The sequence below is a fragment of the Psychrobacter okhotskensis genome, from assembly GCF_013248965.1.
GTDB lineage: Bacteria > Pseudomonadota > Gammaproteobacteria > Pseudomonadales > Moraxellaceae > Psychrobacter > Psychrobacter okhotskensis.
The window spans coordinates 44,585-66,031 of the sequence record NZ_JABRVQ010000022.1 but is presented as its reverse complement, the minus strand read 5'-3'; the positions used below and the strand labels follow the sequence as shown (position 1 = coordinate 66,031).

Genomic DNA, 21,447 nt, shown 5'->3' with positions numbered 1-21,447 from the left:
AAACATTGAAGACAGGTTAAACAACAGACCAAGAAAACGATTAGGGTTTAAAACGCCAAACCAGGTGTTTTATTCCATTACTTAGCGTTGCACTTGGTGTGTTAATCTAGGCTTCTAAAAAATGAAAATTGTTATTTGATATTATATTTTTTAGCAATCGCCTTACTACGTTTCTGACTCTCATTAGCGGTGCAAACATTAGCGCCAATCTGGGCGTACACCACAGAATTATTCATTGGACCGTCGTATTCAAAGTCACACTTATCGCTGCGACTCTTTAACCATATACGTTGTTCTTTGTCCAACTGCTGTTGTTGTGTCGTATTCAAAGTACGATAAGCACTCATATAAATTTTATTAAGGCGATTTTTTTCGACTATAATCGCATCATTACCACAATCATAAGCCACTTCCATATAAGCATCTTCACAGTTATATTGATTTTCAATAAACTCCGCTTGTGCCGATTGCATGAGAGAGATAGACAAAGCAGCTGCCGCTAGCGCCGTCAAAAAACCAGTTGCCCATTTCATCTTGACCTCCCAAGCAAAGCAAAATAATATCTGCCTAAATAAGTATATAAACGCATTTGATGAGTATTAGCAAGTACTCTTAGCCTACTGACGAATCAAGCGGCTTGGCTGTGGTAATAAGCGGATATCACTCACACGGCAAGGATTGATATCGATACCGCCGCGGCGCGTATACCACGCACGAACCATCAACTCGCTTGGCTCATACTGTTTGCTTAAATCAGCAAATATCTGCTCGACACACTGCTCATGAAAACCATTATGCTGGCGGAAACTTAAGATATAACGCAGCATGCCAGCGTCGTCGACTGTCTTATCACTGGTCATCGAAACCGCCAATGTACCCCAATCTGGCTGATTGGTCACCGGACAATTACTACGCAGTAAATTAGAATAAAAAGTATAAGGCTGAGCACTGGCAATTTCTGAATGAGCATTCGTTCTAGCATCGCTCAATAAAGATGCATCAGGATGCTCGCATAATGCAATCTTTTCGCTAGTATTGGCAAGCGCGTCATCAATACACGCACCCTCAGGCTGAGCAATCAATAACTCTGATGTCTTATCATAAAGATTATCATCTAAGCCAAACAGCTCAACTTGCACTTCTGCTTGTACGCATGCCGATAAATCTTTGGTAATCAGCGTTTGCACGGCTTCCCAACTAGCAAACTCAGTAAAGTTAATACTGTTTAAATATAACTTTAATGATTTAGATTCAACGATAAATGGCGAGCTTGCTGGAATCCCAAAGCGTGCCATTGCCACTTGTGATATACCTTGCTGATTTAACCATGACATCTCAAACGCATGCCACCAATCGACGCCCACTTCTAGCTTATCGTCTTGCCAGCCAATGACATCACGCCCCATACTTCGAGCAATAGGATACAAGGTTTCTGGACTATACTCAGTTGGATAATCAGTAGTTTGCTCACCCAAGATACCGTGAATACTCATAAGTTACTTACCTTTCATGCTTAAATATAATGAAATAACAATCAGTCATTTTACAGCAACAGGCTACTTTATGGGGACGATTTGCCACTCTGATGCCTTTACATTTTTGACAACCTTAAAGCGTACTCGATAGCCGACATCATCTGTTTCATTGATAAGATAATAAAAGTCGACCAAAACGCTATCATTACCTTGCCATTTAATATCAACATCTTCAAAATCATGTTTTTGGTCTCGGTTTTGGTAAAATGCCAAATGCGCTTTTAATTCGCTGGGATCACTTTCATAAACTCTTTGATAGCTGCCTTCTCTGTGCTTTTGCCAAATCGTAATATTTTCTTCACCTATATAACGCTCTACGGTAGTAATACGTTCTTTATTGGGTGATACACTGATATCAATACCATCAAATTGTTGATAAAAACCAGTTTTGAGATTAATAAGTATCGTATTTTCTATTTCAGGGAAACTTTTCAACACGTACAGGAGTTGTCTCTTTTCGTCATACTCATATAGCGAAAAATAAGAGTGAGATTGACCGTCAGGAGCAAACAGCTCATCACGAAAAACCAATGGCAAGCTTCGATTGGGAACATCAATATATATCGTATCTTTTTCTCTGGATACACGCTCACTCAATCCCCATTTTTCACTAAGCTTATTATCATGTTTCTCTAAATCTCTCTCAAGGCATTTCCTATAAGCGACCAGACTGTCGTATTCACACTCATTATCAAAGTAATCTGATTTTCTGGCTGGGTCTAGTGCTTTCCAAACATAGTCATCCATCGCCGCTTTGGGCAGGTCTGCTTGCGCAGGCACCGATAGCATCAGTAGCAATGCACTCGCCATACAGATGCGAATTGAGGTGGCGACTGATAGAGTTATTTGCATATGAGAGCTAGACCTTTTTATTGTTTTTTAATCGTTGATATTAGCATCAGGTAAAACTCTCTGCCATTCACCCTCTTTATTATTAGCCGCATAAATATAGCGCACGCGAAATGCTACCGTGTCAGTGGGATTGACTCTGTAATAAAAATCAACGTTAACTTTATTATCGCTTGTCCAACTGATATCTCGCGCTTCGTACACCTCATGTTTTTTGTCATTATCATAATCTTGTTCATATAATTCATTACTAGCAAATATCGTTGCATAGCGTCCGTCATTGTCAGCTTTTTGACGATCCCATAACATTATATCTTTAGCCATACCTCCTCACTTGTCGATGGCTCTAAAGCTAAAGGCGCTGCCTGTGCATCTAAGGCTGCTATTGTGGTCAATATAAATAGTCCTGCGACAGTCAATGCTGTTTTTATATAACGAGAAATAGCGATCATTTATATATCACCTGCATGTAGCTGCCACTTATCCGTTGAGGCATTCTTAATAAAGGTATAACGCACTCGAAAAGCTGCGGAATCCTTTTCATTTAGCTTATAAAAATAATCTGCATAAAATTTACTATCATTCAACCAAGTAAGGGTTTCGGCATCATAAACCAGCTTGGCTTTGTCCGCTTGATAAAAATTTTTATGACTGTCGTAGTTTTTTGAATCGTCACTACTGCTATAGACTTGTTTATAGTAGCCTTCATAGTAACCACTATCTTGCAGTGCCCAAATATTAATGTTTTCAGTAGCGCCCATCTCGCTTTCAAACCCTACGATATATCTCATATCAGGCGAAACACTTAGCTTCCTAAAATCAAAATCTTGCCAAAACCCAGTCTTCAAATTGACCACTGTCAGAGTTTCTGATTCATAAAAGCTTTGATGTATGGTCAGTAATTGCCGCGATTTATCATAATATTTTAATGAATAATAAGCATTGAAATCGGTCTCAAAAGGACTGGAATAATCAACCAATACTAGTGGGTGTTTACGATTAGGCACGTCAATATAAATCGCATTTCTTTCTCGAATAACTCTGTCGTCAATCCCCCACTGCTTACTAAACGCATTATCAACATCTTCTCGCAAGTTATAAAGGCAATTTTGTAGAGCCGCATGAGTCTCATATTTGTAATCATGATTACAGTCATATTTATAAGATGCAGGATCTAGAGGCTTCTCCATAACCACCCAATCATAATCATCGGTAGTCGCGAACGATGCCGCGATAGCAGTAATGGAAAAGCTACTTAATGCAGCTAGTATAAAAAACTTGTGTATTAGTGAAGTTTTAAACATAAAAAAAAGCCCAACAATGTTAGGCTTTTATAATAAGACTATCGGTATACTGCTGACAAGTTACCGAGGTGATAAATTAACTACAAGCGCACACGCGAGCCATCGCTTAGTAAACGATAAGAGATGACATAAAACACCACGCAAAATACAAAAATCGCTGCCATTGAATACCAGACGTTGACATCAGAATAGCCCAAAATTCCGTAGCGGAACGAATTCACCATATAGACAATGGGATTGAGTAACGAGACGTTTTGCCAAAATGTTGATAACCCTTCCATTGAGTAAAAGACGCCGCCCAAAAAGGTAAGAGGCGTTAATACAAAGCTCGGAATAATAGAGATATCATCAAATGAGCGGGCAAAAACGGCATTAATAAAGCCGCCCAGCGAAAACAGTATCGAAGTACCAAGCACGGTAAATATCGTCACAAATAAATGTTCAATACCAAGATCGGTAAAGAACAGCGCGACGATAGAGACAATAATAGCAATGGCCAAACCACGGAAGATACCACCGCTGACGTAACCCATTAAGATAGCATGCTTGGAGACAGGAGAGACTAACAGCTCTTCAATACTCGCGGTAAACTTGGCACTAAAAAAACTAGAGACCACATTAGAGTAACTGTTGGTAATCACGGCCATCATGATAAGACCAGGGACGATGAACTGCATATAAGGCACACCGCCCATCTCGCCTACTCTATCGCCTATCATTTTACCAAAGATAACGAAGTAGAGCGTCATAGTAATGACGGGTGGCAACAAAGTCTGTGGCCAAATACGCAAAATTCGGCGTACTTCTTTTAGCAATATCGTCCGAAAAGCAATCCATTTTTTGGACCATGACATACTGTCATTAGGGTCTACTACTATTTTCTGATTCATAGTCCTGACTCCTTCATACTGTCTTGATTCTGGATATTTTGGTCGACAAGGCGCATAAACAGCTCTTCTAAACGGTTAGACTTGTTACGCATACTGGCAATAGTAATACCTTGCTCGGACAATTGCGTAAACACGCCATTCAATGACTCACCTTCTGTTAAGGTTACCTCAAGCGTGAGATCATCTGGTTGCACCACTTCAGTCACGCCCGTCAGTTGCAAGGGATGCTCAAGCGGCGCCGAGACGTCAAAGACAAAGGTCTCGACCGACAACTGCGCCAGCAAATCCTTCATATCTGTATTGATTCGAATCTCACCATGATCCAAGATAGCGATGCGCTTACACAGCTGCTCAGCCTCTTCAAGATAATGGGTCGTCAGAATAATCGTGGTGTTCTCTTCGACATTAATCTGCTGCATAAACTCCCACATAGAACGGCGCAGCTCAATATCGACCCCTGCGGTTGGCTCATCGAGAATCAATAGCTTAGGCTTATGAATCAGCGCTCGGGCAATCATTAAACGACGTTTCATACCGCCTGACAGCTCCCGCGACTTACTATCACGTTTATCCCAGAGACCCAATGCTTTTAGCAAGCGCTCAGCGCGTGGCTTTGCCTCTTTGGCAGAAATACCAAAATAACCTGCTTGGGTTATCAGAATATCTTCTACTTTTTCAAACATGTTAAAGTTAAATTCTTGTGGGACGACGCCAAGATACTGTTTAGCCACCGAAGGATTGGCTAATAAGTCGACACCAAAAATATTTACACTGCCGCTGGTTGGCTTAAATAATGAACTAATAATGCCAATCATCGTCGATTTACCAGCACCGTTCGGTCCTAGTAGCGCAAAAAAACCACCTTGTGGCACCGTTAAACTGACATCTTTTAATGCCGAAAACCCGTTATCATAAGTTTTGGATAAGTTCTGAATAGATAGCGCTGGTACTTCAGACATGAATACCTCTTTATTTGTTATAAAATTTACATCAAAACTGCTTTGTAGAATATTTTAGCAGGTACGATTTAATGTCTTAAAGTGAGGCTATCAACACCACATTTCAACTGCATTATGTGAGAAGTACCATATTAATAATACTCATCATCAAAAAAAACGCCTACCTCATTAAATGAAATAGGCGTTTAATCAATGAGTATCTTAAAAATTCAATAGGCTATGTATCACCGCCCATAATGGCTTGGTAATGATTAGCTGGCTTCACCAACCATATAGTCTACTGCATTTTGAACTTCTTCATCAGGAATATCCGCACCACCTTTAGCAGGCATCGCGTTGAAGCCGTTGATCGCATGGGTATATAGAGTATCTTTACCTTTTGCTATACGTGGTCCCCAAGCCCCTGCGTCCCCTAACATAGGTGAACCAAGCAAACCTGAAGCATGACAAGTCTGACAAACAGCGTTATAAACAGCAGCACCATCACGAGGGCCATCCCCTGCCGAAGGACCTGATGAGCGTGCGGTTACATCACAAACTTCATCGTCTTCGAAACATACTGTAGCAACAGGCTGAATACGCGCAATCAAATTAGGATATAGGGCAATGAGCTTTTGTACTTGCGGCGTATCTTGCGGAATAGGCTCTTCATCAGCCGCAGGCGCTGCAGCGGCCATCTCTTCCGTTGCCGCAGCGTCATCTGTGGTGCCGTCTGCTGTCACGCTCGCATCAGCTGCAGCAGTGTCATCTGTAGTATCGGCAGCAGCTTGGGTATCATCACCGAGCTGTTGTGGCGCAATTTCGACCACCTCTTGCGCTTCTGCTACATCAGAGACAGTTACAGGGGTATCTGCAACATCTTCCGCTTGGCTCACCGCGATACTAGCAATTCCTAGAATGGCAGCTGCCGATAACATCACTACTTTTCTCATTCGTCACGTTCTCTTATTACAGATACAAGGACTCGCATGACTTGGACATTCTGTTTATCCTCCTTTGACGACACCTCGTCATCAATAGCAAACAGCCATCCCGCCTGCAAGCGCACTTGTAATCGGTGATTATAAATATGAATTGTCCCTGACATTATAAGGGAAAAGGCAGGTAAATTGCCATGCCTGTTTAATGACTATCTTGTTTTTTCTTAAAAAGCGTCAATAGCAGCCTTCGCTCATTGGCTTTCTGGCTTTTATTTGTTAGACTAGGCGGTCTTTATTTTTCGACAGACTGCCCTGTCAATAATACTCAATTAAACGTAGTATGCAGTATTGAGCAACCTAGCAGTCAACTCGTATTATGCGCTCGTAGCTCAGTTGGATAGAGTATCGGTCTCCGAAGCCGAGGGTCGTGGGTTCGATTCCCGCCGAGCGCACCACTTCTTATGAATGATATTTCATCTCTCCCTAGCATTACCTCCTAATACTTCTAGCACCCTACCTACTAACACTTCCAAAAACCTTTAACAGCAACGCTCTGCGTCTTTAGCTGTTATTAACTATGATGTATTAACACCTATAAAATGTTGTACATATCGTTGTCAACCTCTATTCAATATATGTCATCTTCTAATTGAGCCGCAATTTGCCTTCCTACTTGCCTGCCTGATTGCCTATTTATAAAACTGTATGACTGACACTACTCTGCATCCTGTAAGTTTGCAGTTAATTGGGCACGGTTGGGGACTCGGTGGTAATTAATCACGGGTACGTCGCCTAGACGCCGTTGACCAGCGGCCACTTTTTTATCAATAGTAATCATCGCAATCTTTTTGTTTTGCTCGCTGATAACTAGATGATTGGCCTTACGGTTAACGCGATAGTCAGGCAAATAGCTATTAATCAATACCGCTGTTTTTTGTAGGTCATCATTACTAGGTTTTTTCGCGCCTTTGGGTGATTTATTATCAAAGGTCTCATCCGCTTTTGCGCCTCGCGTCTTTGCGACCAGCCAAAGGGCTGCGACCACGGCTAGCAATATGACAAGCCACCAAATTCCATCTATCATAGAAATATGTATCCATTATGAGCAGGGGTTATGCCATGTTAGCAGAATTGCCACCAGCGTTAATAGCTGAAGTAGCGCTTGCCGCCAAACTAGTGTCCTCAAGACAACGCATCTGCATTTTAACGGGCGCTGGGATTTCAGCAGAAAGCGGTATTCCCACTTTTCGAGACAAACAAACAGGATTGTGGGAGAACTACGGCGTTGAGGATTTGGCGACACCCGAGGCGTTCACTCGCAACCCAAAGCTGGTATGGTCGTGGTATCAGTGGCGCAGACAATTGGTCGCGGACAAAAAACCGAATTCTGCTCATGAGGCTTTAGCGCAGTGGCAATACCATAGCCAATCAACCGACCAGCAGGTAACACTCATCACGCAAAATGTCGATGACTTACATGAGCAGGCTGGTAGTAGCGTGACTCATTTGCATGGTAATCTGTGGGCCAATCGTTGTAGTCAATGCGATGCACCCTATAAAAAGCAGTCTAGAGGCTCATATAGCAGCGCTGACACTATGGATTATAGTGAGACGCTAATTAACTGCCCACATTGCGAGGGCTATATCAGACCAGATATCGTTTGGTTTGGCGAAGCACTGCCAGTCCAAGCATGGCAAACCGCTGAAGAGGCGGCGGCGAATTGTGAGGTATTTATCAGTATTGGCACATCGAGCTTGGTCTACCCTGCGGCAGGGCTTGCACAATTGACCAAGCAAAATGGTGCTAACGTTATCGAAATAAATCCTGACCCAACGCCGAACGCCATCGTTGATATTACCTTGGCAGAAAAAGCCGGTGTGATTATGCCGTTGTTAATCAAAAAAATCACGGCGCTGTAATCGTTTGACCCTAGAAGCATCTCGTATAAAAAGAAAAGGCTTAACAATTGACATCAACCGTTAAGCCCTAGCGAATAAAAACTTCATCAATCATTGCTTATTGCAAAGCAAGATCTACCTTTGCTAAATATTCCTTTTTTAACTCATCACTGATAAACGAAGAATGAAAGGCGTTCTTTACCAAAGTAACCACATCGTCTTTTGTTAGCGGTAAGTTTTCGCATATATTTATAAAATTCTGATTCATATAGCCTTTGAAATACGCTGGATCGTCAGAATTTATGCTGACATTTAGACCGTAATCTAGCAGTGCTTTGATATTGTGCTCTCGATAGGTTTCAAACACTTTGAGTTCGATATTGGAGTTCGGACAAACCGTCAACGGCATTTGCTCGTCTTTTAAGCGTTGCATCAGCTCTGGGCTTTTTATCGATTGCACGCCATGATCAATTCTATTTATCTCTAATAAATCCAAGGCTTCATAGATATAAGTAAAGTCTGCCTCTTCGCCAGCGTGGGCAACCAACTTAAAGCCTGCATCTTTGGCTTTTTGGAAAACGTCCTTAAACTTGGCAGGCGGATTGCCCAATTCTGCAGAATCAAGACCAACACCAATGATGTCATCTTTAAACGCCAGCGCCTCCTCTAAGGTCTCGAACGCCTCTGCTTGCGATAAATGTCGTAAAAAACACATGATGATGCAAGAAGTGATGCCATATTGTGCTTTGGCATCGGCAAGCGCTTTTTTGATGCCCGTTATCACGACTTCAAAAGGTACGCCCCTTGCCGTATGCGTTTGCGGGTCAAAAAATATCTCCTTATGAATGACGTTGTCTTCAACACACTTCAGAATATATTCCCACGTTAAATCATAAAAATCATCTTGAGTGATGAGAACATTGGCACCCGCATAGTAGATATCTAAAAAGGTTTGTAGATTGGTGAAGTTGTAGGCGCGGCGTACGTCTTCTATGTCTGTGTAAGAAATCTCTATTTGATTCTTTTTCGCCAATCTAAACATCAGCTCCGGCTCAAGTGAGCCTTCGATATGTAAGTGCAGCTCCGCTTTTGGCAGTTTCTTTATTAACTCAATCATAGTGTTCCAGTAGTGGTTTTTTATCGAGATGCCTCTTGGTCAGCACCCTCTATTTTGGAGTCAGTATTATATTTCAATTTACCGTAAAACCCTATGGACAAACGCTAAGCTGTTTTTGCCACTAATAAGAACTATTTTATAAAGACTGATTTATAAATGCCAGTTCATAAAAACTATTTCAAAAATACTACCGTATCAGACAGCTCATTACCTGCGGGGTCATGCTCAAGATGATAGTACTGACGCAGGACTTGTCCAACTTCGTCTAACAATTCAGCCAAGCTCTCTTCAGTGTTTTTATTAGCGATGCCAGACACGGCTTTTTCACACATCGCCCGCCAGACTGTGGGGCTCACGTGAGTGCTGATACCGCGATCCGCGACTATCTCTAATTGGTGCTCGCAGATATTGACATAAATCAAGACGCCAGTGTTTTCTTCGGTGTCCCACACTCGATACTCGCTGAACAGATCCACCGCACGCTCGCGACAGTTGATATGGTAAGCCTCCTGAATCGGTAGATGATTTTCTATAATTAAAAACACCTCACCGCGATGACCACGTTCAGCGCTAGTCACCTTATCTGTCAGACGGGCTTTGGCTGCGGCTGTCAGCCATTTGCTATGCATCAAAGGGACAAACAGTACTTGACGCCACCAGCGCGCAAAGCTTGTCTGTGACGAGTTGTTTTGTGCCATTATATTATTTCCTCAAGTAAATCATTACTGACGGTCATTTAGTGTGTTTTTCTATTCAGCACGCCCTAAGCACTTACCACGAACCGCCTGCGCCGCCGCCACCGAATCCACCACCGCCGCCGCCAAAGCCGCCGCCACCGAATCCACCACCGCTACCGCTACCGCCGCCCATGCCGGGCAAGAAAATCATGCCGCCGCCTCTACGACCGCCACCACCGCGTCCGCCACGACCACCGCCGGAGCCACGCGAGATTAAAAATAGCCATATAAATATCGCCATGATTAAGGTCATAAAGAAGCCGCCGCCCAGTGCCAGCGAACCAGCAAAGAAACCACCAGCAGTTAAGATAGAGCCAAATATGCGACCAAAAATACTGGTGATAAAGCTACCAAATATCATCGCCATGACGAATAAAAAAACAGGCGATGGGCTGTCACCAATATCGTTTTGACTTTGACTGCGTTCAGCCGCTTGTGCATCAGCGCGCGCCAATACCTCAGGATCAGCACTAAGACGCGTTTTAAGCGCCCCAACGCCTGCTAATATCCCAGCACCATAGTCGTTTTGCTTAAACAGCGGCGTGATATCTTCACGAATAATACGATTGACGGCGGCATCTGGTAGCACCCCTTCTAATCCATAGCCGGTTAAGATGTACATGTCACGATCATTGACCGCCACGACCATTAGCAAACCATCATCGATGTCTTTATTGCCCAGCTCCCACTTCTCTGCAACTTGTAAGGCATAGTCAAATATTGGCACGCCATTGGTTGTTGGCACAATGACCACAGCTGCTTGCGCCAAGCCTTGCTGATAAATCGACCGTAGCTGCGCCTCTAAGCGTTGTTTTTGTTGCGCATTTAAGATATTGGCTTGGTCAACGACAGGACTATTTAATATCAGCTTATCCGCATCGACGTTTTCAGCGCTTGATTGGACAGCTGGCTTAGCAGGCGCTCGTGTTGCTGGATTTTCACTATTAGCCGTGTCACTGTTAGCTGCATTAGGATTGATTGCATCATTGCCAAGTAGGGCGCCATTAATCGCTTCGTTACCTAAAACCGCCTCGTTAATCGCTTCGTTAGACTCGCCTGCTTTGGCTATCGCCACCAAATCCTCGACGCTGCGATTTTGTTGGATACTCGAGGTGCTATTTGAGCCACTATCACTAGCCACTGCCGTATCATTGGGTGCCGCATACAGCACTGGCGCACTACTGATGCTCAGCGTAAATAGTAATACTGATAAGAGTGCTTTTAAATGATTCATCTAATCTATACCACCTCAAGTGCCGTTTTTGCTGAATGCATAGTTGCTACGTTAATTAATACTACATTAATGGTTGCTACGTTAATGACTACTAAACTTCTCTGCTGACTCATCTGCTATGTTTTAAGCATTAACGCCAAAAGCAAAGCGGCAAACACCGCTTTACCTCAATCATCACTTATCTTTATGCTGCAAATGTCTTTTATGCTACCAATATTATGCGTCTTACTTTACTGAGCAGTTGCTGCATCGTCGTCGCCAAAATCAACACTGGGTGCTGTTGAAATGGCGTCTTCGTTGGCTACCGTAAAGTTTGGCTTAGCATCTAGACCAAATACTTTGGCGGTGATGTTGGTTGGGAACTGACGCACTGTTGTATTATAGCTTTGCACTTCTTGAATATAGCGGTTACGAGCCACAGCGATACGGTTTTCCGTGCCTTCTAGCTGTGCTTGCAAATCTTGGAACAAGGCATCTGACTTTAGCTCAGGATAACGCTCAGAGACCGCCATTAGACGTGACAAGGCACCGGTCATCTGCTCTTGTGCAGCCGCATAACGCTCCATCGCTTCAGGATCATTGAGCACCTCAGGGGTCACGGTAATACCACCCGCACGTGAGCGCGCTTCAGCAACTTGGGTAAACACCTCTTGCTCTTGCTCTGCGTATTGCTGTACGACCTTGACCAAGTTTGGCACTAAGTCTGAGCGGCGTTGGTATTGGTTGACCACTTCTGACCACGAAGCCGTTACCTGCTCATCTTGAGCTTGCAGATTGTTATAACCACAACCCGTCAAACCAACGGTAGAAGTCGCTAATACTACTGATAGCAACATGGGTTTTACAATGGATTTACGCGTCATCGTTGTCTCTCCTAATAGTGATAAATAACAAATACCTAGTAACACGTTTTTTTATAACGGATATAACCGTTTATTTAACCATCTTGTGCCGCTACTTATCCAGTCTATCAACTGCTGGCCACCTTTAAAATATAGATAATGCTAGCAATGAGTGACGGTTAATACTAATAGCCTACAAGATATCCTGCCAATAATGGCGATATAAGCCACCTTTTACAATTCATCGTTACCAAAACACAACCGCAACGCTTAGCCACGTTAGCACTCGTGCTTGCTTATACTGTGATTACTTATTCTTAAAAGCCTAATTATGTCTACTTATAGCTGATTTCGCTATAGCTTGCAGGTAAAATAACAATACAGCAGTTACAAAATTCCTTTATTTAATCGCTATTTATCATGGGCCCTATCGTCTGAAACATCGAGATATACAGCATTTCTTAAAGAAATTTCTAGTAATTGCACTAAAAATATGGCAAATTGCAGTTACGTAGCCGTACGGTTTGAATACATTTGGTAGTGGACTTATCGTTTGTTTAGTATTAAAGGCTTATGAACGTCTTATTAACGCTGTTGATAGACTGTCATAACATGAGATAACAAATGAATAAGCTTTTACCAGTGTAGCCAATCGATATGACTCATAGCAAGTTGAATGCTATCACTTTACTGATCAGCGTTTAATTATATAACCGCCTGTTTTATCCGCTGGTCCATTGATAACAGCTTTACGTCGATGACGTAGTGACAGGGTGTACCGCATAATAAAGACAGCAAAGGATTGCAACTGCAGCTCATTTTAAAATTGACTCCAATGAGCGGTATACACATGGTCAGTGTTGCGAATAGGCCAAGCGGATAAATATAGACAACTGATATCCATACTCGCTGGTTAATTTAGTAAAAGTTGTAATTGCTTTCTTTAACATACGCCACTTTTACTGACTATTACCATGTAGAGAACGTTTGAGGAATATAGATATGGAAGATATTTTTGGAAGTATCAATAATTATATTTGGAGTATCCCTTTAGTAGTTTTGTGCTTAGGTGCAGGCTTATTTTACTCCATCATGACGCGCTTTGTGCAAGTACGTCTATTTGGTGAAATGATCAAACTACTATTTACTGGTAAATCAAGTGCCGATGGTATTTCGTCATTTCAGGCACTGGCAGTATCACTTGCTGGTCGAGTAGGATTGGGTAACATCGCTGGGGTAGCCGCTGCTATCGGTTTCGGTGGTCCAGGTGCGGTATTTTGGATGTGGATTGTGGCCTTCTTAGGCGCATCTACTGCTTATGTCGAATCGACACTGGCACAGATTTATAAAGAAAAAGATGTAATCACTGGCGAATACCGTGGTGGTCCCGCTTATTACTTTGAGCGCGCCTTAGGTCAAAAATGGTACGGCATTTTATTTGCTATTTCCGCTATCATTTCTTGCGGTATCTTTTTGCCGGGTGTTCAAGCTAATGGCGTTGTTAATGCATTTGCTCAAGTAATGGGCGAAGGTACCGTGATGAACATCGGAGCCTTAGAAGTAGGCTCTATGCGTTTGGTTGCATTGGCAATCATTCTAGTGGTTTTAGGTGTCATCATCTTTGGTGGTATTAAACGTATTGCAACCTTTACTGAATATGCCGTACCCTTTATGGCTTTAGGCTATATTATTCTAGCTTTGATTATCATGTTTAGCAATTTCAGTTTGATTCCAGAAGTATTTGGTTTAATTATTAGTGATGCCTTTACGGCTCAAGCAGGCTTAGGTGCTGCTATTTATTTAGGTGTTAAACGCGGTATTTACTCTAACGAAGCCGGACAGGGTACTGGCCCTCACGCTGCTGCTGCTGCTGAAGTTGAGCATCCCTCACAGCAAGGTCTAGTACAAGCGTTCTCAGTCTATGTTGATACATTGCTGGTTTGTTCTGCTACGGCTTTTATGATTTTATCTACTGGCATGTATAACATTCAGTGTACTGTGGCAAATAAGTGTACAACTGCAGCTGATGGAGAATTTATTGTCAGCAATATAGATACAGCTACAGAAATTAGCTCTCCAGCATTTACACAAATGGCAATGGAATCAGTATATGGGGTTTATGGTAACTCGTTTATCGCTCTTGCGGTATTCTTCTTTGCCTTTACGACTATCCTAGCGTACTACTATATCGCTGAAGTAAACGTCACTTATTTGACACGCTTTATCGGTCGCGGTGCTCATAAGACGGGTCTGTTTTTAGTCAAAGTACTTATCATGGTTATGGTCGCTTATGGTGGTCTTAATTCTGCCGGTTATGTTTGGGTATTGGGTGATATCGGTGTAGGTCTTATGGCTTGGCTCAATATTGTTGGTATCTTAGTTATCTTCATTGTAGCTCGTCCAACGCTTACTATGCTTAAAGACTACGAAGCACAGCTTAAAGCTGGTGTGAAGCACTATACTTTTGATCCTGCCAAATTCGGTATCAAAAACGCCCCTTATTGGGAAGAGCGTCATCTTAAAGAGCAACAAAGAATGGCAGCAGATCCACTACGTAAAGAGCATAAATAACGTTCTTTGATGTGCCTACTGTTCATTCTTATTAAGCAAAAATAAAAAAGCCCGAGACCATTGTCTCGGGCTTTTTAGTTTATAAGTTTGGAGTGATTAAAGTAAAAAACAGCAAAGGCAAACATAGCTTTAATAACGGCTTTGAGCGTATTTTCTTATGAGTGTAAGCATCTATAGTTAGTGAAAAGTAATATCGAACCATGAGGCACTGCTGATAGCGTCGCGCTTTTAGGGTATTTTGACTATATGGTTAAATGACAGAAGCATCATGGCATTATGTATGGACAAAAAAATGCATGCACAAAAAAAGCCCAGCGCAGCGGCTAGGCTTTTTAGGTATTGCTAGTAGCTTATGTTAGTCGGCGTATAAAAGTGCTTATACTTACCTAAACATAAGCCAGATAGTACAACTTACTCAGGCATTAATACGGCATCGATGGTATGTACCACACCGTTAGTCGCCATTATATCAGTACCAGTGATGTTGGCCGTTCCGCCGGTCGCATCAGTAATGACATTAGCATCGCTGATAGAAATCGTTGCGCCGTTAGCGGTTTTGATATCAGTACCATAAGGGATATCAGCGGCTTTAACTTCCATATCTACTACGTGGTAAGGAAGTACTTTTTTGAGTAGATCGGTGTTAGCGAGTAACTCTTCTTTAGTCACGCCTAACTTCTCTAGTACTGGAGCAAAAGCGTCGTCAGTTGGAGCAAATACGGTGTATTTGGTGTCTTCCATCAACATAGTATCAAGGCCAGCGGCTTGAAGCGCTGCGGTCAAGATAGTTAGGTTCTCATTGCCCGCTGCTATTTCAGCAATCGTTTGAGTCGCCATGGTATCTGCCATTGGGTCAGCCATAGGCTCTGCTTCTACAGCTGGATCAACCATGACTTCAGGCTCAGCCATTGTTTCAGTCGTGGCTTCAGGCTCTACCGGTTCAGTAACAGCTTCTTTGTCATTACAAGCGGCTAGTGACATTGCTGCGGTAACGACGGCGATAGATAGTAAATTCTTCTTTAACATGGGTATATCCTTGTAGATGTTAATTAGTTTATGGGCTTAGTTAATAAAGCGGCTTATTAAAGTGACTTGTGCATTAATGAAGATAACAGTCAGCGATTAATAAGTCTCAGTAATCAACTGGCCAACTCTAAACATGTATTAAAATTAGTTCTGCCATATCAATAAATACGATTTTAACTGATTAATCTGCAATTCATGCTTATTTAGGTAGCAACACTGTATTGATCACGTGTACTACCCCATTATTGATAAAATAACGTTTATAAAGTAACGTTTAAACAAAAATTGAAGTAAAGATTAGCGTTAAAAATATCTTTAATAATCAGCTTGCACAAACGATGGCTGGTACGAGTACCAGCGTCATCATATAAAAAGACAAAAAGTGAGCACTGCTTTTAATAAGTACTGATTTCAATAAGCACTGCTTTTAATAAACATTGCTGTCAACAATCATGACATCAAAAGTTATTTTGGCATCAATACTCTATCAACCACGTGCACCACACCGTTGGTAGCGGCAATATCTGTTTTGACGATATTAGTTGTACGACCCATCTCATCCATTAGTTGGCCTTTCGGGGTCACCATCAAGGTATCATTGCTCAAGGTCATGACATTGCCAGGCTTCACATCTTTGGCATACATCGCCATATTGCCGTTGATCACGTGATAGCCTAAAATTTTGGTCAACAGTGGCTTATTAGCAAATAACTGAGCCTTGGTCATTTTAGTTTCGGCCAATGCTTGCATAAACGCGGCATTGGTTGGAGCAAATATCGTATAGTTGGCATTAGGGTCAGACAATGCACTCGCAAGGCCTGCCGCTTGTACTGCTTCAACTAATAGCGAGAAGTCCGGGTTGCTCTGGGCAACTTGTACCACATTCATTTTTGCCATAGATTGGCTATGCATGGGGGCTTTCATCTCTGCGCTTTTGCTAGGCATCATATTATTACAAGCCGTTAAGCCCGCGATCGAAAGCGCTAATGTACCTATAGTAGCAGTTTTGGTAATTTTCATAACATTGTCCTTAATGATTGAATCATTCTTGATTATTGTATTACTAATTTACGAGTAGATAATTAACTCTTAAAATTCGCTGGCACCGGCATAGGTAAGTATTAATAATGATTACTAAATAAAAATAATTAACATTTGCTTGTAAGCAGTTCTTACTAAAAGTCAATCCTTCTGAAATCAAATTAACATATAGAGCGTCCTTATTAGTTCACTTTTACGCTATTTTTGTCATGAGTATGTAATTTATGTCAATCTTTTAGGTGGCTTAATAGACTTTAATTTTAAAAACAAAGCTTTATGTAATCTTTAAGCGAAATGATATTCATTTGTCCCCTAGCATTTTATGTCATACACTTTAGTCCATGTCGTAGTAGCATGAGCAAGCGAATGCTGAGGAGACAACATCACGCTGTGGTATCGCCAAAACAGCAATCGCTACAATCCCTCGAGACGACGAATTTTCATGCTAAAATAACGTATATTTCTCTCTTTTTTAAGCGTGTAATTTTTATTTATTACTTTGAATGGCTCTTAACGCTTTTCTTCTTCCCTATCATAATATTGACGATATAAGCAGTCCTTCTATGACACTACAAACCGCTACTCAAGCAGATAATACCTCAGCTGACGATAACACCACTCCGAACGATTTTGTCCTAACGCCGCCTGAGGTATTTCCTTACAAGGCACAGCAGCTCACCGCTCGCGAGCGTATTACCAAGCAAATGGCTTCACGGATTTTGATGCTCGATGGCGCGATGGGCACGCATATCCAGAATTATAAGTTGGAAGAAGCTGATTATCGCGGGGTGCGCTTTGCTAATATAGAGCAGGACGTACGCGGTAATAACGATCTATTGGTACTCACGCAGCCGCAGATGATCAAAGAGATTCATAGCGACCATCTGATCGCTGGCGCAGACATTATCGAGACCAATACCTTTAATGGTACGCGGCTGTCGATGGCCGACTACGATATGCAGTATCTGGTGCCAGAATTGAACAAGACGGCTGCCAAGATTGCGCGCGAAGCGGCTGACGAACACACTGCCAAGACGCCTGACAAGCCACGCTTCGTCGCTGGGGTTATAGGGCCAACGTCACGAACTTGCTCGCTATCCCCTGATGTCAACGACCCTGCTTTTCGTAACATTACCTTTGATGAGTTGGTGCTTAATTATCGTGAAGCCACACTGGCGCTCATGGAAGGCGGTGTCGACCTCATCCTAATCGAGACTATTTTTGATACGCTCAATGCCAAAGCTGCCATCTTTGCAGTGACAGGCGTTTTTGATGATATCGGTTTTGAATTACCGATTATGATTTCGGGGACGATTACTGATGCGTCAGGTCGTACACTATCTGGTCAAACGGCAGAAGCCTTTTATAACTCGATTCGCCATGCTAAGCCCTTAACCGTCGGTTTTAACTGTGCACTTGGTGCTGATGCCCTGCGTCCGCATATTCAAACGCTGTCTAATATCGCCAATACCTATGTCTCCGCGCATCCGAACGCCGGTCTGCCGAATGAGTTTGGTGAGTATGATGAAACAGCCGAGGAAACCACGGCCCTGCTAGAGGGCTTTGCCAAAGCAGGTATCTTAAACATCGTCGGTGGCTGCTGTGGTACGACGCCTGAGCATATCCGCCAAATCGCTAATATGGTGGCAAAATATCCACCGCGCGAAATTCCTGAGATTGCGCCTGCCTGCCGCTTATCTGGACTTGAGCCCTTTACCATCACGCCTGAGAGCTTATTCGTCAACGTCGGTGAGCGTACCAACGTCACCGGTTCGAAGAAGTTCTTACGTTTGATTAAAACCGAAGCCTACACGGAAGCACTTGATGTTGCCCGCGATCAAGTCGAAGGCGGCGCGCAAATCGTCGATATCAACATGGATGAAGGCATGCTCGACTCCAAGCAGGCGATGATTCACTTCGTCAACTTGGTCTCAGGCGAGCCGGATATCAGCCGTGTACCCTTAATGATTGACTCGTCTAAATGGGACATCATCGAAGAAGGTCTCAAGCGCACACAGGGCAAATCTGTCGTCAACTCTATCTCTTTAAAAGAAGGTCATGCTGAGTTCGTTGAACGCGCCAAACTGTGTATGCGCTACGGCGCCGCTATTATCGTCATGGCCTTTGATGAAGACGGACAAGCCGATACTTATGAGCGTAAAACTGAGATTTGTCAGCGCAGCTATGATGTCTTGGTCAATGAAGTCGGCTTTCCATCAGAAGATATCATCTTTGACCCGAATATTTTTGCGGTCGCCACCGGTATCACTGAGCACAACAATTATGGCGCAGACTTTATCAATGCGACCAAATGGATTACCGATAACCTGCCCAATGCCATGGTATCGGGCGGCGTCTCTAACGTCTCGTTTAGCTTCCGTGGTAATCCGATTCGTGAAGCCATCAACTCCGTATTCCTTTATCATGCAATTCAAAATGGCTTAACCATGGGTATCGTTAACCCTGCCATGCTTGAGCTGTATGATGACATCCCTAAAGAAGCACGCGATGCCATCGAAGACGTGATGCTCAACCGCAATCAAGGCGAAACCGGTCAAGATGCCACTGAGCGCCTGATGACGGTCGCTGAAAACTACCAAGACGGTGGTAAGAAAAAAGACAGCACTGTCGACATGAGCTGGCGCGAAGGCACGGTAGAAGCCCGTATCGCGCACGCATTGGTCAAAGGCATTACTACCTTTATCGAAGCCGATACCAAAGAAGCGTGGGAGAAGTACCCCAAACCCCTCGATGTCATCGAAGGGCCACTCATGGACGGCATGAATATCGTCGGTGATTTATTTGGCTCGGGTAAAATGTTCTTACCGCAAGTGGTCAAGTCGGCACGGGTGATGAAACAATCGGTCGCGTGGCTGAACCCGTACATCGAAGCGGAAAAAGTCGAAGGCGAGGTCAAAGGTAAAATCCTTATGGCGACGGTCAAAGGCGACGTCCATGATATCGGCAAAAACATCGTCGGCGTGGTACTCGGCTGTAATGGCTATGACATCGTCGATCTAGGCGTGATGGTGCCTTGTGATAAGATCCTCGATACTGCTATCGCCGAAAAAGTCGATATCATCGGACTATCGGGTCTGATTACCCCAAGCCTCGATGAGATGGTCTATGTCGCCAAGCAAATGCAAGAACGCGGCATGACCCTACCGCTGATGATTGGCGGGGCAACGACGTCTAAAGCGCATACTGCGGTCAAAGTCGAGCCGCAATATCAAAACGATGCCGTCATCTATGTATCCGACGCCTCGCGCGCAGTCGGCGTGGTCACCAAGCTGCTCTCTAAAGAGAACCGTGTACAGTTAATTGATGATACTCGCGCCGAATATATTAAAGTGCGTGAGCGTCTGGCCAAGCGCCAACCCAAAGCCGCCAAGATATCGTACGCTGAGTCGGTTAAGATTGGCTTTCAATACGATTGGGAAAACTATACGCCGCCTGTCCCTAATAAGTTAGGACAAGTAATATTTGACGACTACCCTATCACTAACCTGCTGCCTTATATTGACTGGACACCGTTCTTTATCTCTTGGGGACTCACAGGTAAATATCCCCAAATTTTGCAAGATGATGTGGTTGGTGAAGCGGCTCGTGATCTGTTTGGTAATGCCGAGGACATCCTACAAAAGCTAATTGATGAAAAGTTAGTCGTGGCAAAGGGTGTGTTTAAATTGATGCCAGCCCGTCGCACGGCTGCCGACACTGTCACCGTCTATGATCAAGCGCCGACTGAAGGCGGCACAGCAGAATATCAGTTTGAACACTTACGTCAACAAAGCGACAAAGCCAGTGGCAAGCCAAACTTTAGCTTGGCAGACTTTATCTCGCCATCAGAGACGCACACCGATTACTTGGGCGGCTTTACGGTATCGATGGTAGGTACAGAAGCACTCGCTGAAAAGTATAAAGCGGCTGGTGATGACTATAATGCCATCATGGTGCAGGCTTTGTCAGACCGTTTGGCAGAAGCTTTTGCGGAGCATTTGCACGAGCTGATCCGTAAAGACTATTGGGGCTACCAAGCTGATGAGTCTTTAACCAATGATGAGATGATCAAGGAAAAATACGTCGGTATCCGCCCAGCGCCGGGCTACCCTGCCTGTCCAGAACATACAGAAAAAGGCAAGTTATTCGAATGGTTAGGTACTACCGATGCGATCGGTACGACATTAACGGAAAGCTATGCGATGTGGCCGGGCTCATCGGTCAGCGGCTTCTATTACTCGCATCCTGATAGTGATTACTTCAACGTTGGTAAAATCGGCCGCGATCAGTTAGAGAGCTATGCTGAGCGTAAGGGTTGGGATATCAAGACTGCTGAGAAGTGGTTGAATCCGAATTTGTAGGGTTGGTGATAAGTGAGGTTATCTGTTGTAGCTAATCCTGTTATCCGCTTCTATCTTGACTATCGCAGGGGCGGTCGCTAAAACCCAGTGTCATTCCTGACCAGCGACAACGCCAATGGCTAAGCGTCTGCAACCCTGTGTAGTAGCGAGTATGCCCGCCAC

Annotated in this window: 19 protein-coding genes and 1 tRNA gene; 4 read left to right on the top strand and 16 right to left on the bottom strand. The window is 43.4% G+C overall.

Translation table 11 applies throughout. The annotated features are described in order from the left end of the window. Window positions 1–131: 131 nt before the first annotated feature. The 9 genes from HQR03_RS10940 to HQR03_RS10900 all read right to left on the bottom strand — a co-directional run bounded on the left by HQR03_RS10940 (window position 132) and on the right by HQR03_RS10900 (window position 6,454). Window positions 132–533: a lysozyme inhibitor LprI family protein gene (locus HQR03_RS10940; RefSeq protein WP_025652160.1), complete on the bottom strand. Its 402-nt coding sequence runs from the start codon at window positions 531–533 to the stop codon at window positions 132–134. An 84-nt stretch (window positions 534–617) separates the two neighbouring features. Next, a complete protein-coding gene (gene queF, locus HQR03_RS10935; RefSeq protein WP_173240200.1) occupies window positions 618–1,493 on the bottom strand; it encodes an NADPH-dependent 7-cyano-7-deazaguanine reductase QueF in 876 nt (291 codons plus the stop codon). A gap of 63 nt (window positions 1,494–1,556) precedes the next feature. After that, entirely contained in the window at window positions 1,557–2,387 is an 831-nt protein-coding gene (locus HQR03_RS10930; RefSeq protein WP_173240199.1) for a hypothetical protein, read from the bottom strand. A 27-nt stretch (window positions 2,388–2,414) separates the two neighbouring features. After that, on the bottom strand, window positions 2,415–2,708 hold the full coding sequence (locus HQR03_RS10925) for a hypothetical protein (RefSeq protein ID WP_173240198.1): 294 nt from the start codon (window positions 2,706–2,708) through the stop codon (window positions 2,415–2,417). Beyond that, window positions 2,693–2,836: a hypothetical protein gene (locus tag HQR03_RS10920; protein WP_156915615.1), complete on the bottom strand. Its 144-nt coding sequence runs from the start codon at window positions 2,834–2,836 to the stop codon at window positions 2,693–2,695. Before HQR03_RS10920 ends, HQR03_RS10925 begins: the two co-directional genes overlap by 16 nt. After that, window positions 2,837–3,688 carry a hypothetical protein gene (locus HQR03_RS10915; RefSeq protein ID WP_101211296.1) on the bottom strand — a complete coding sequence of 284 codons (852 nt, stop codon included), beginning with the start codon at window positions 3,686–3,688 and terminating at the stop codon, window positions 2,837–2,839. An 80-nt stretch (window positions 3,689–3,768) separates the two neighbouring features. Continuing rightward, entirely contained in the window at window positions 3,769–4,542 is a 774-nt protein-coding gene (locus tag HQR03_RS10910; protein ID WP_025652155.1) for an ABC transporter permease, read from the bottom strand. Window positions 4,543–4,574: 32 nt separating this feature from the next. Beyond that, the gene (locus HQR03_RS10905) at window positions 4,575–5,537 is read right to left on the bottom strand and encodes an ABC transporter ATP-binding protein (protein WP_025652154.1); all 963 of its coding nucleotides are present in this window, start codon (window positions 5,535–5,537) and stop codon (window positions 4,575–4,577) included. 251 nt (window positions 5,538–5,788) lie between these two features. After that, entirely contained in the window at window positions 5,789–6,454 is a 666-nt protein-coding gene (locus tag HQR03_RS10900; protein ID WP_244952025.1) for a c-type cytochrome, read from the bottom strand. 381 nt (window positions 6,455–6,835) lie between these two features. On the opposite strand from HQR03_RS10900, the gene HQR03_RS10895 reads away from it, so the two are divergent. Further along, a tRNA-Arg gene (locus HQR03_RS10895) sits at window positions 6,836–6,912 on the top strand. A 260-nt stretch (window positions 6,913–7,172) separates the two neighbouring features. Here HQR03_RS10895 and HQR03_RS10890 read toward each other — a convergent pair. After that, window positions 7,173–7,541 (bottom strand): hypothetical protein, encoded by a 369-nt coding sequence (locus HQR03_RS10890; protein ID WP_173240196.1) that lies wholly within the window; start codon window positions 7,539–7,541, stop codon window positions 7,173–7,175. Window positions 7,542–7,558: 17 nt separating this feature from the next. On the opposite strand from HQR03_RS10890, the gene HQR03_RS10885 reads away from it, so the two are divergent. Further along, window positions 7,559–8,377 carry an NAD-dependent deacylase gene (locus tag HQR03_RS10885; protein ID WP_336217887.1) on the top strand — a complete coding sequence of 273 codons (819 nt, stop codon included), beginning with the start codon at window positions 7,559–7,561 and terminating at the stop codon, window positions 8,375–8,377. Between the two features lie 97 nt (window positions 8,378–8,474). On the opposite strand, the gene HQR03_RS10880 is transcribed toward HQR03_RS10885, so the two are convergent. From HQR03_RS10880 to HQR03_RS10865, 4 genes are all read right to left on the bottom strand, one after another. Next, entirely contained in the window at window positions 8,475–9,473 is a 999-nt protein-coding gene (locus tag HQR03_RS10880) for an adenosine deaminase (RefSeq protein WP_173240195.1), read from the bottom strand. Window positions 9,474–9,646: 173 nt separating this feature from the next. Next, window positions 9,647–10,171, bottom strand: a complete 525-nt coding sequence (locus HQR03_RS10875; RefSeq protein WP_025652148.1) for a TPM domain-containing protein — start codon at window positions 10,169–10,171, stop codon at window positions 9,647–9,649. A 73-nt stretch (window positions 10,172–10,244) separates the two neighbouring features. Then, window positions 10,245–11,444 carry a TPM domain-containing protein gene (locus HQR03_RS10870; RefSeq protein WP_173240194.1) on the bottom strand — a complete coding sequence of 400 codons (1,200 nt, stop codon included), beginning with the start codon at window positions 11,442–11,444 and terminating at the stop codon, window positions 10,245–10,247. A 230-nt stretch (window positions 11,445–11,674) separates the two neighbouring features. Beyond that, entirely contained in the window at window positions 11,675–12,307 is a 633-nt protein-coding gene (locus HQR03_RS10865; protein WP_173240193.1) for a LemA family protein, read from the bottom strand. A gap of 981 nt (window positions 12,308–13,288) precedes the next feature. Here HQR03_RS10865 and HQR03_RS10860 point away from each other — a divergent pair. Next, window positions 13,289–14,857, top strand: a complete 1,569-nt coding sequence (locus HQR03_RS10860; protein ID WP_173240192.1) for an alanine/glycine:cation symporter family protein — start codon at window positions 13,289–13,291, stop codon at window positions 14,855–14,857. A 411-nt stretch (window positions 14,858–15,268) separates the two neighbouring features. On the opposite strand, the gene HQR03_RS10855 is transcribed toward HQR03_RS10860, so the two are convergent. Both HQR03_RS10855 and HQR03_RS10850 read right to left on the bottom strand, forming a co-directional pair. After that, the gene (locus HQR03_RS10855; RefSeq protein WP_173240191.1) at window positions 15,269–15,883 is read right to left on the bottom strand and encodes a fasciclin domain-containing protein; all 615 of its coding nucleotides are present in this window, start codon (window positions 15,881–15,883) and stop codon (window positions 15,269–15,271) included. Window positions 15,884–16,348: 465 nt separating this feature from the next. Beyond that, a complete protein-coding gene (locus HQR03_RS10850; protein ID WP_173240190.1) occupies window positions 16,349–16,903 on the bottom strand; it encodes a fasciclin domain-containing protein in 555 nt (184 codons plus the stop codon). A gap of 584 nt (window positions 16,904–17,487) precedes the next feature. On the opposite strand from HQR03_RS10850, the gene metH reads away from it, so the two are divergent. After that, window positions 17,488–21,285, top strand: coding sequence for a methionine synthase (metH, locus tag HQR03_RS10845; RefSeq protein WP_173240189.1), 3,798 nt, complete (start codon window positions 17,488–17,490; stop codon window positions 21,283–21,285). The last annotated feature ends 162 nt before the right edge of the window (window positions 21,286–21,447 follow it).

Bases quoted from the DNA above. Each gene is read 5' to 3' on its own strand.
- HQR03_RS10930 (WP_173240199.1), bottom strand. From the start codon at position 2,387: ATGCAAATAACTCTATCAGTCGCCACCTCAATTCGCATCTGTATGGCG.
- HQR03_RS10905 (WP_025652154.1), bottom strand. From the start codon at position 5,537: ATGTCTGAAGTACCAGCGCTATCTATTCAGAACTTATCCAAAACTTAT.
- HQR03_RS10920 (WP_156915615.1), bottom strand. From the start codon at position 2,836: ATGATCGCTATTTCTCGTTATATAAAAACAGCATTGACTGTCGCAGGA.
- HQR03_RS10860 (WP_173240192.1), top strand. From the start codon at position 13,289: ATGGAAGATATTTTTGGAAGTATCAATAATTATATTTGGAGTATCCCT.
- HQR03_RS10855 (WP_173240191.1), bottom strand. From the start codon at position 15,883: ATGTTAAAGAAGAATTTACTATCTATCGCCGTCGTTACCGCAGCAATG.
- HQR03_RS10900 (WP_244952025.1), bottom strand. From the start codon at position 6,454: ATGTTATCGGCAGCTGCCATTCTAGGAATTGCTAGTATCGCGGTGAGC.
- HQR03_RS10915 (WP_101211296.1), bottom strand. From the start codon at position 3,688: ATGTTTAAAACTTCACTAATACACAAGTTTTTTATACTAGCTGCATTA.
- HQR03_RS10875 (WP_025652148.1), bottom strand. From the start codon at position 10,171: ATGGCACAAAACAACTCGTCACAGACAAGCTTTGCGCGCTGGTGGCGT.
- metH (WP_173240189.1), top strand. From the start codon at position 17,488: ATGACACTACAAACCGCTACTCAAGCAGATAATACCTCAGCTGACGAT.
- HQR03_RS10890 (WP_173240196.1), bottom strand. From the start codon at position 7,541: ATGATAGATGGAATTTGGTGGCTTGTCATATTGCTAGCCGTGGTCGCA.
- HQR03_RS10850 (WP_173240190.1), bottom strand. From the start codon at position 16,903: ATGAAAATTACCAAAACTGCTACTATAGGTACATTAGCGCTTTCGATC.
- HQR03_RS10885 (WP_336217887.1), top strand. From the start codon at position 7,559: ATGAGCAGGGGTTATGCCATGTTAGCAGAATTGCCACCAGCGTTAATA.
- HQR03_RS10925 (WP_173240198.1), bottom strand. From the start codon at position 2,708: ATGGCTAAAGATATAATGTTATGGGATCGTCAAAAAGCTGACAATGAC.
- HQR03_RS10880 (WP_173240195.1), bottom strand. From the start codon at position 9,473: ATGATTGAGTTAATAAAGAAACTGCCAAAAGCGGAGCTGCACTTACAT.
- HQR03_RS10910 (WP_025652155.1), bottom strand. From the start codon at position 4,542: ATGTCATGGTCCAAAAAATGGATTGCTTTTCGGACGATATTGCTAAAA.
- queF (WP_173240200.1), bottom strand. From the start codon at position 1,493: ATGAGTATTCACGGTATCTTGGGTGAGCAAACTACTGATTATCCAACT.
- HQR03_RS10940 (WP_025652160.1), bottom strand. From the start codon at position 533: ATGAAATGGGCAACTGGTTTTTTGACGGCGCTAGCGGCAGCTGCTTTG.
- HQR03_RS10870 (WP_173240194.1), bottom strand. From the start codon at position 11,444: ATGAATCATTTAAAAGCACTCTTATCAGTATTACTATTTACGCTGAGC.
- HQR03_RS10865 (WP_173240193.1), bottom strand. From the start codon at position 12,307: ATGACGCGTAAATCCATTGTAAAACCCATGTTGCTATCAGTAGTATTA.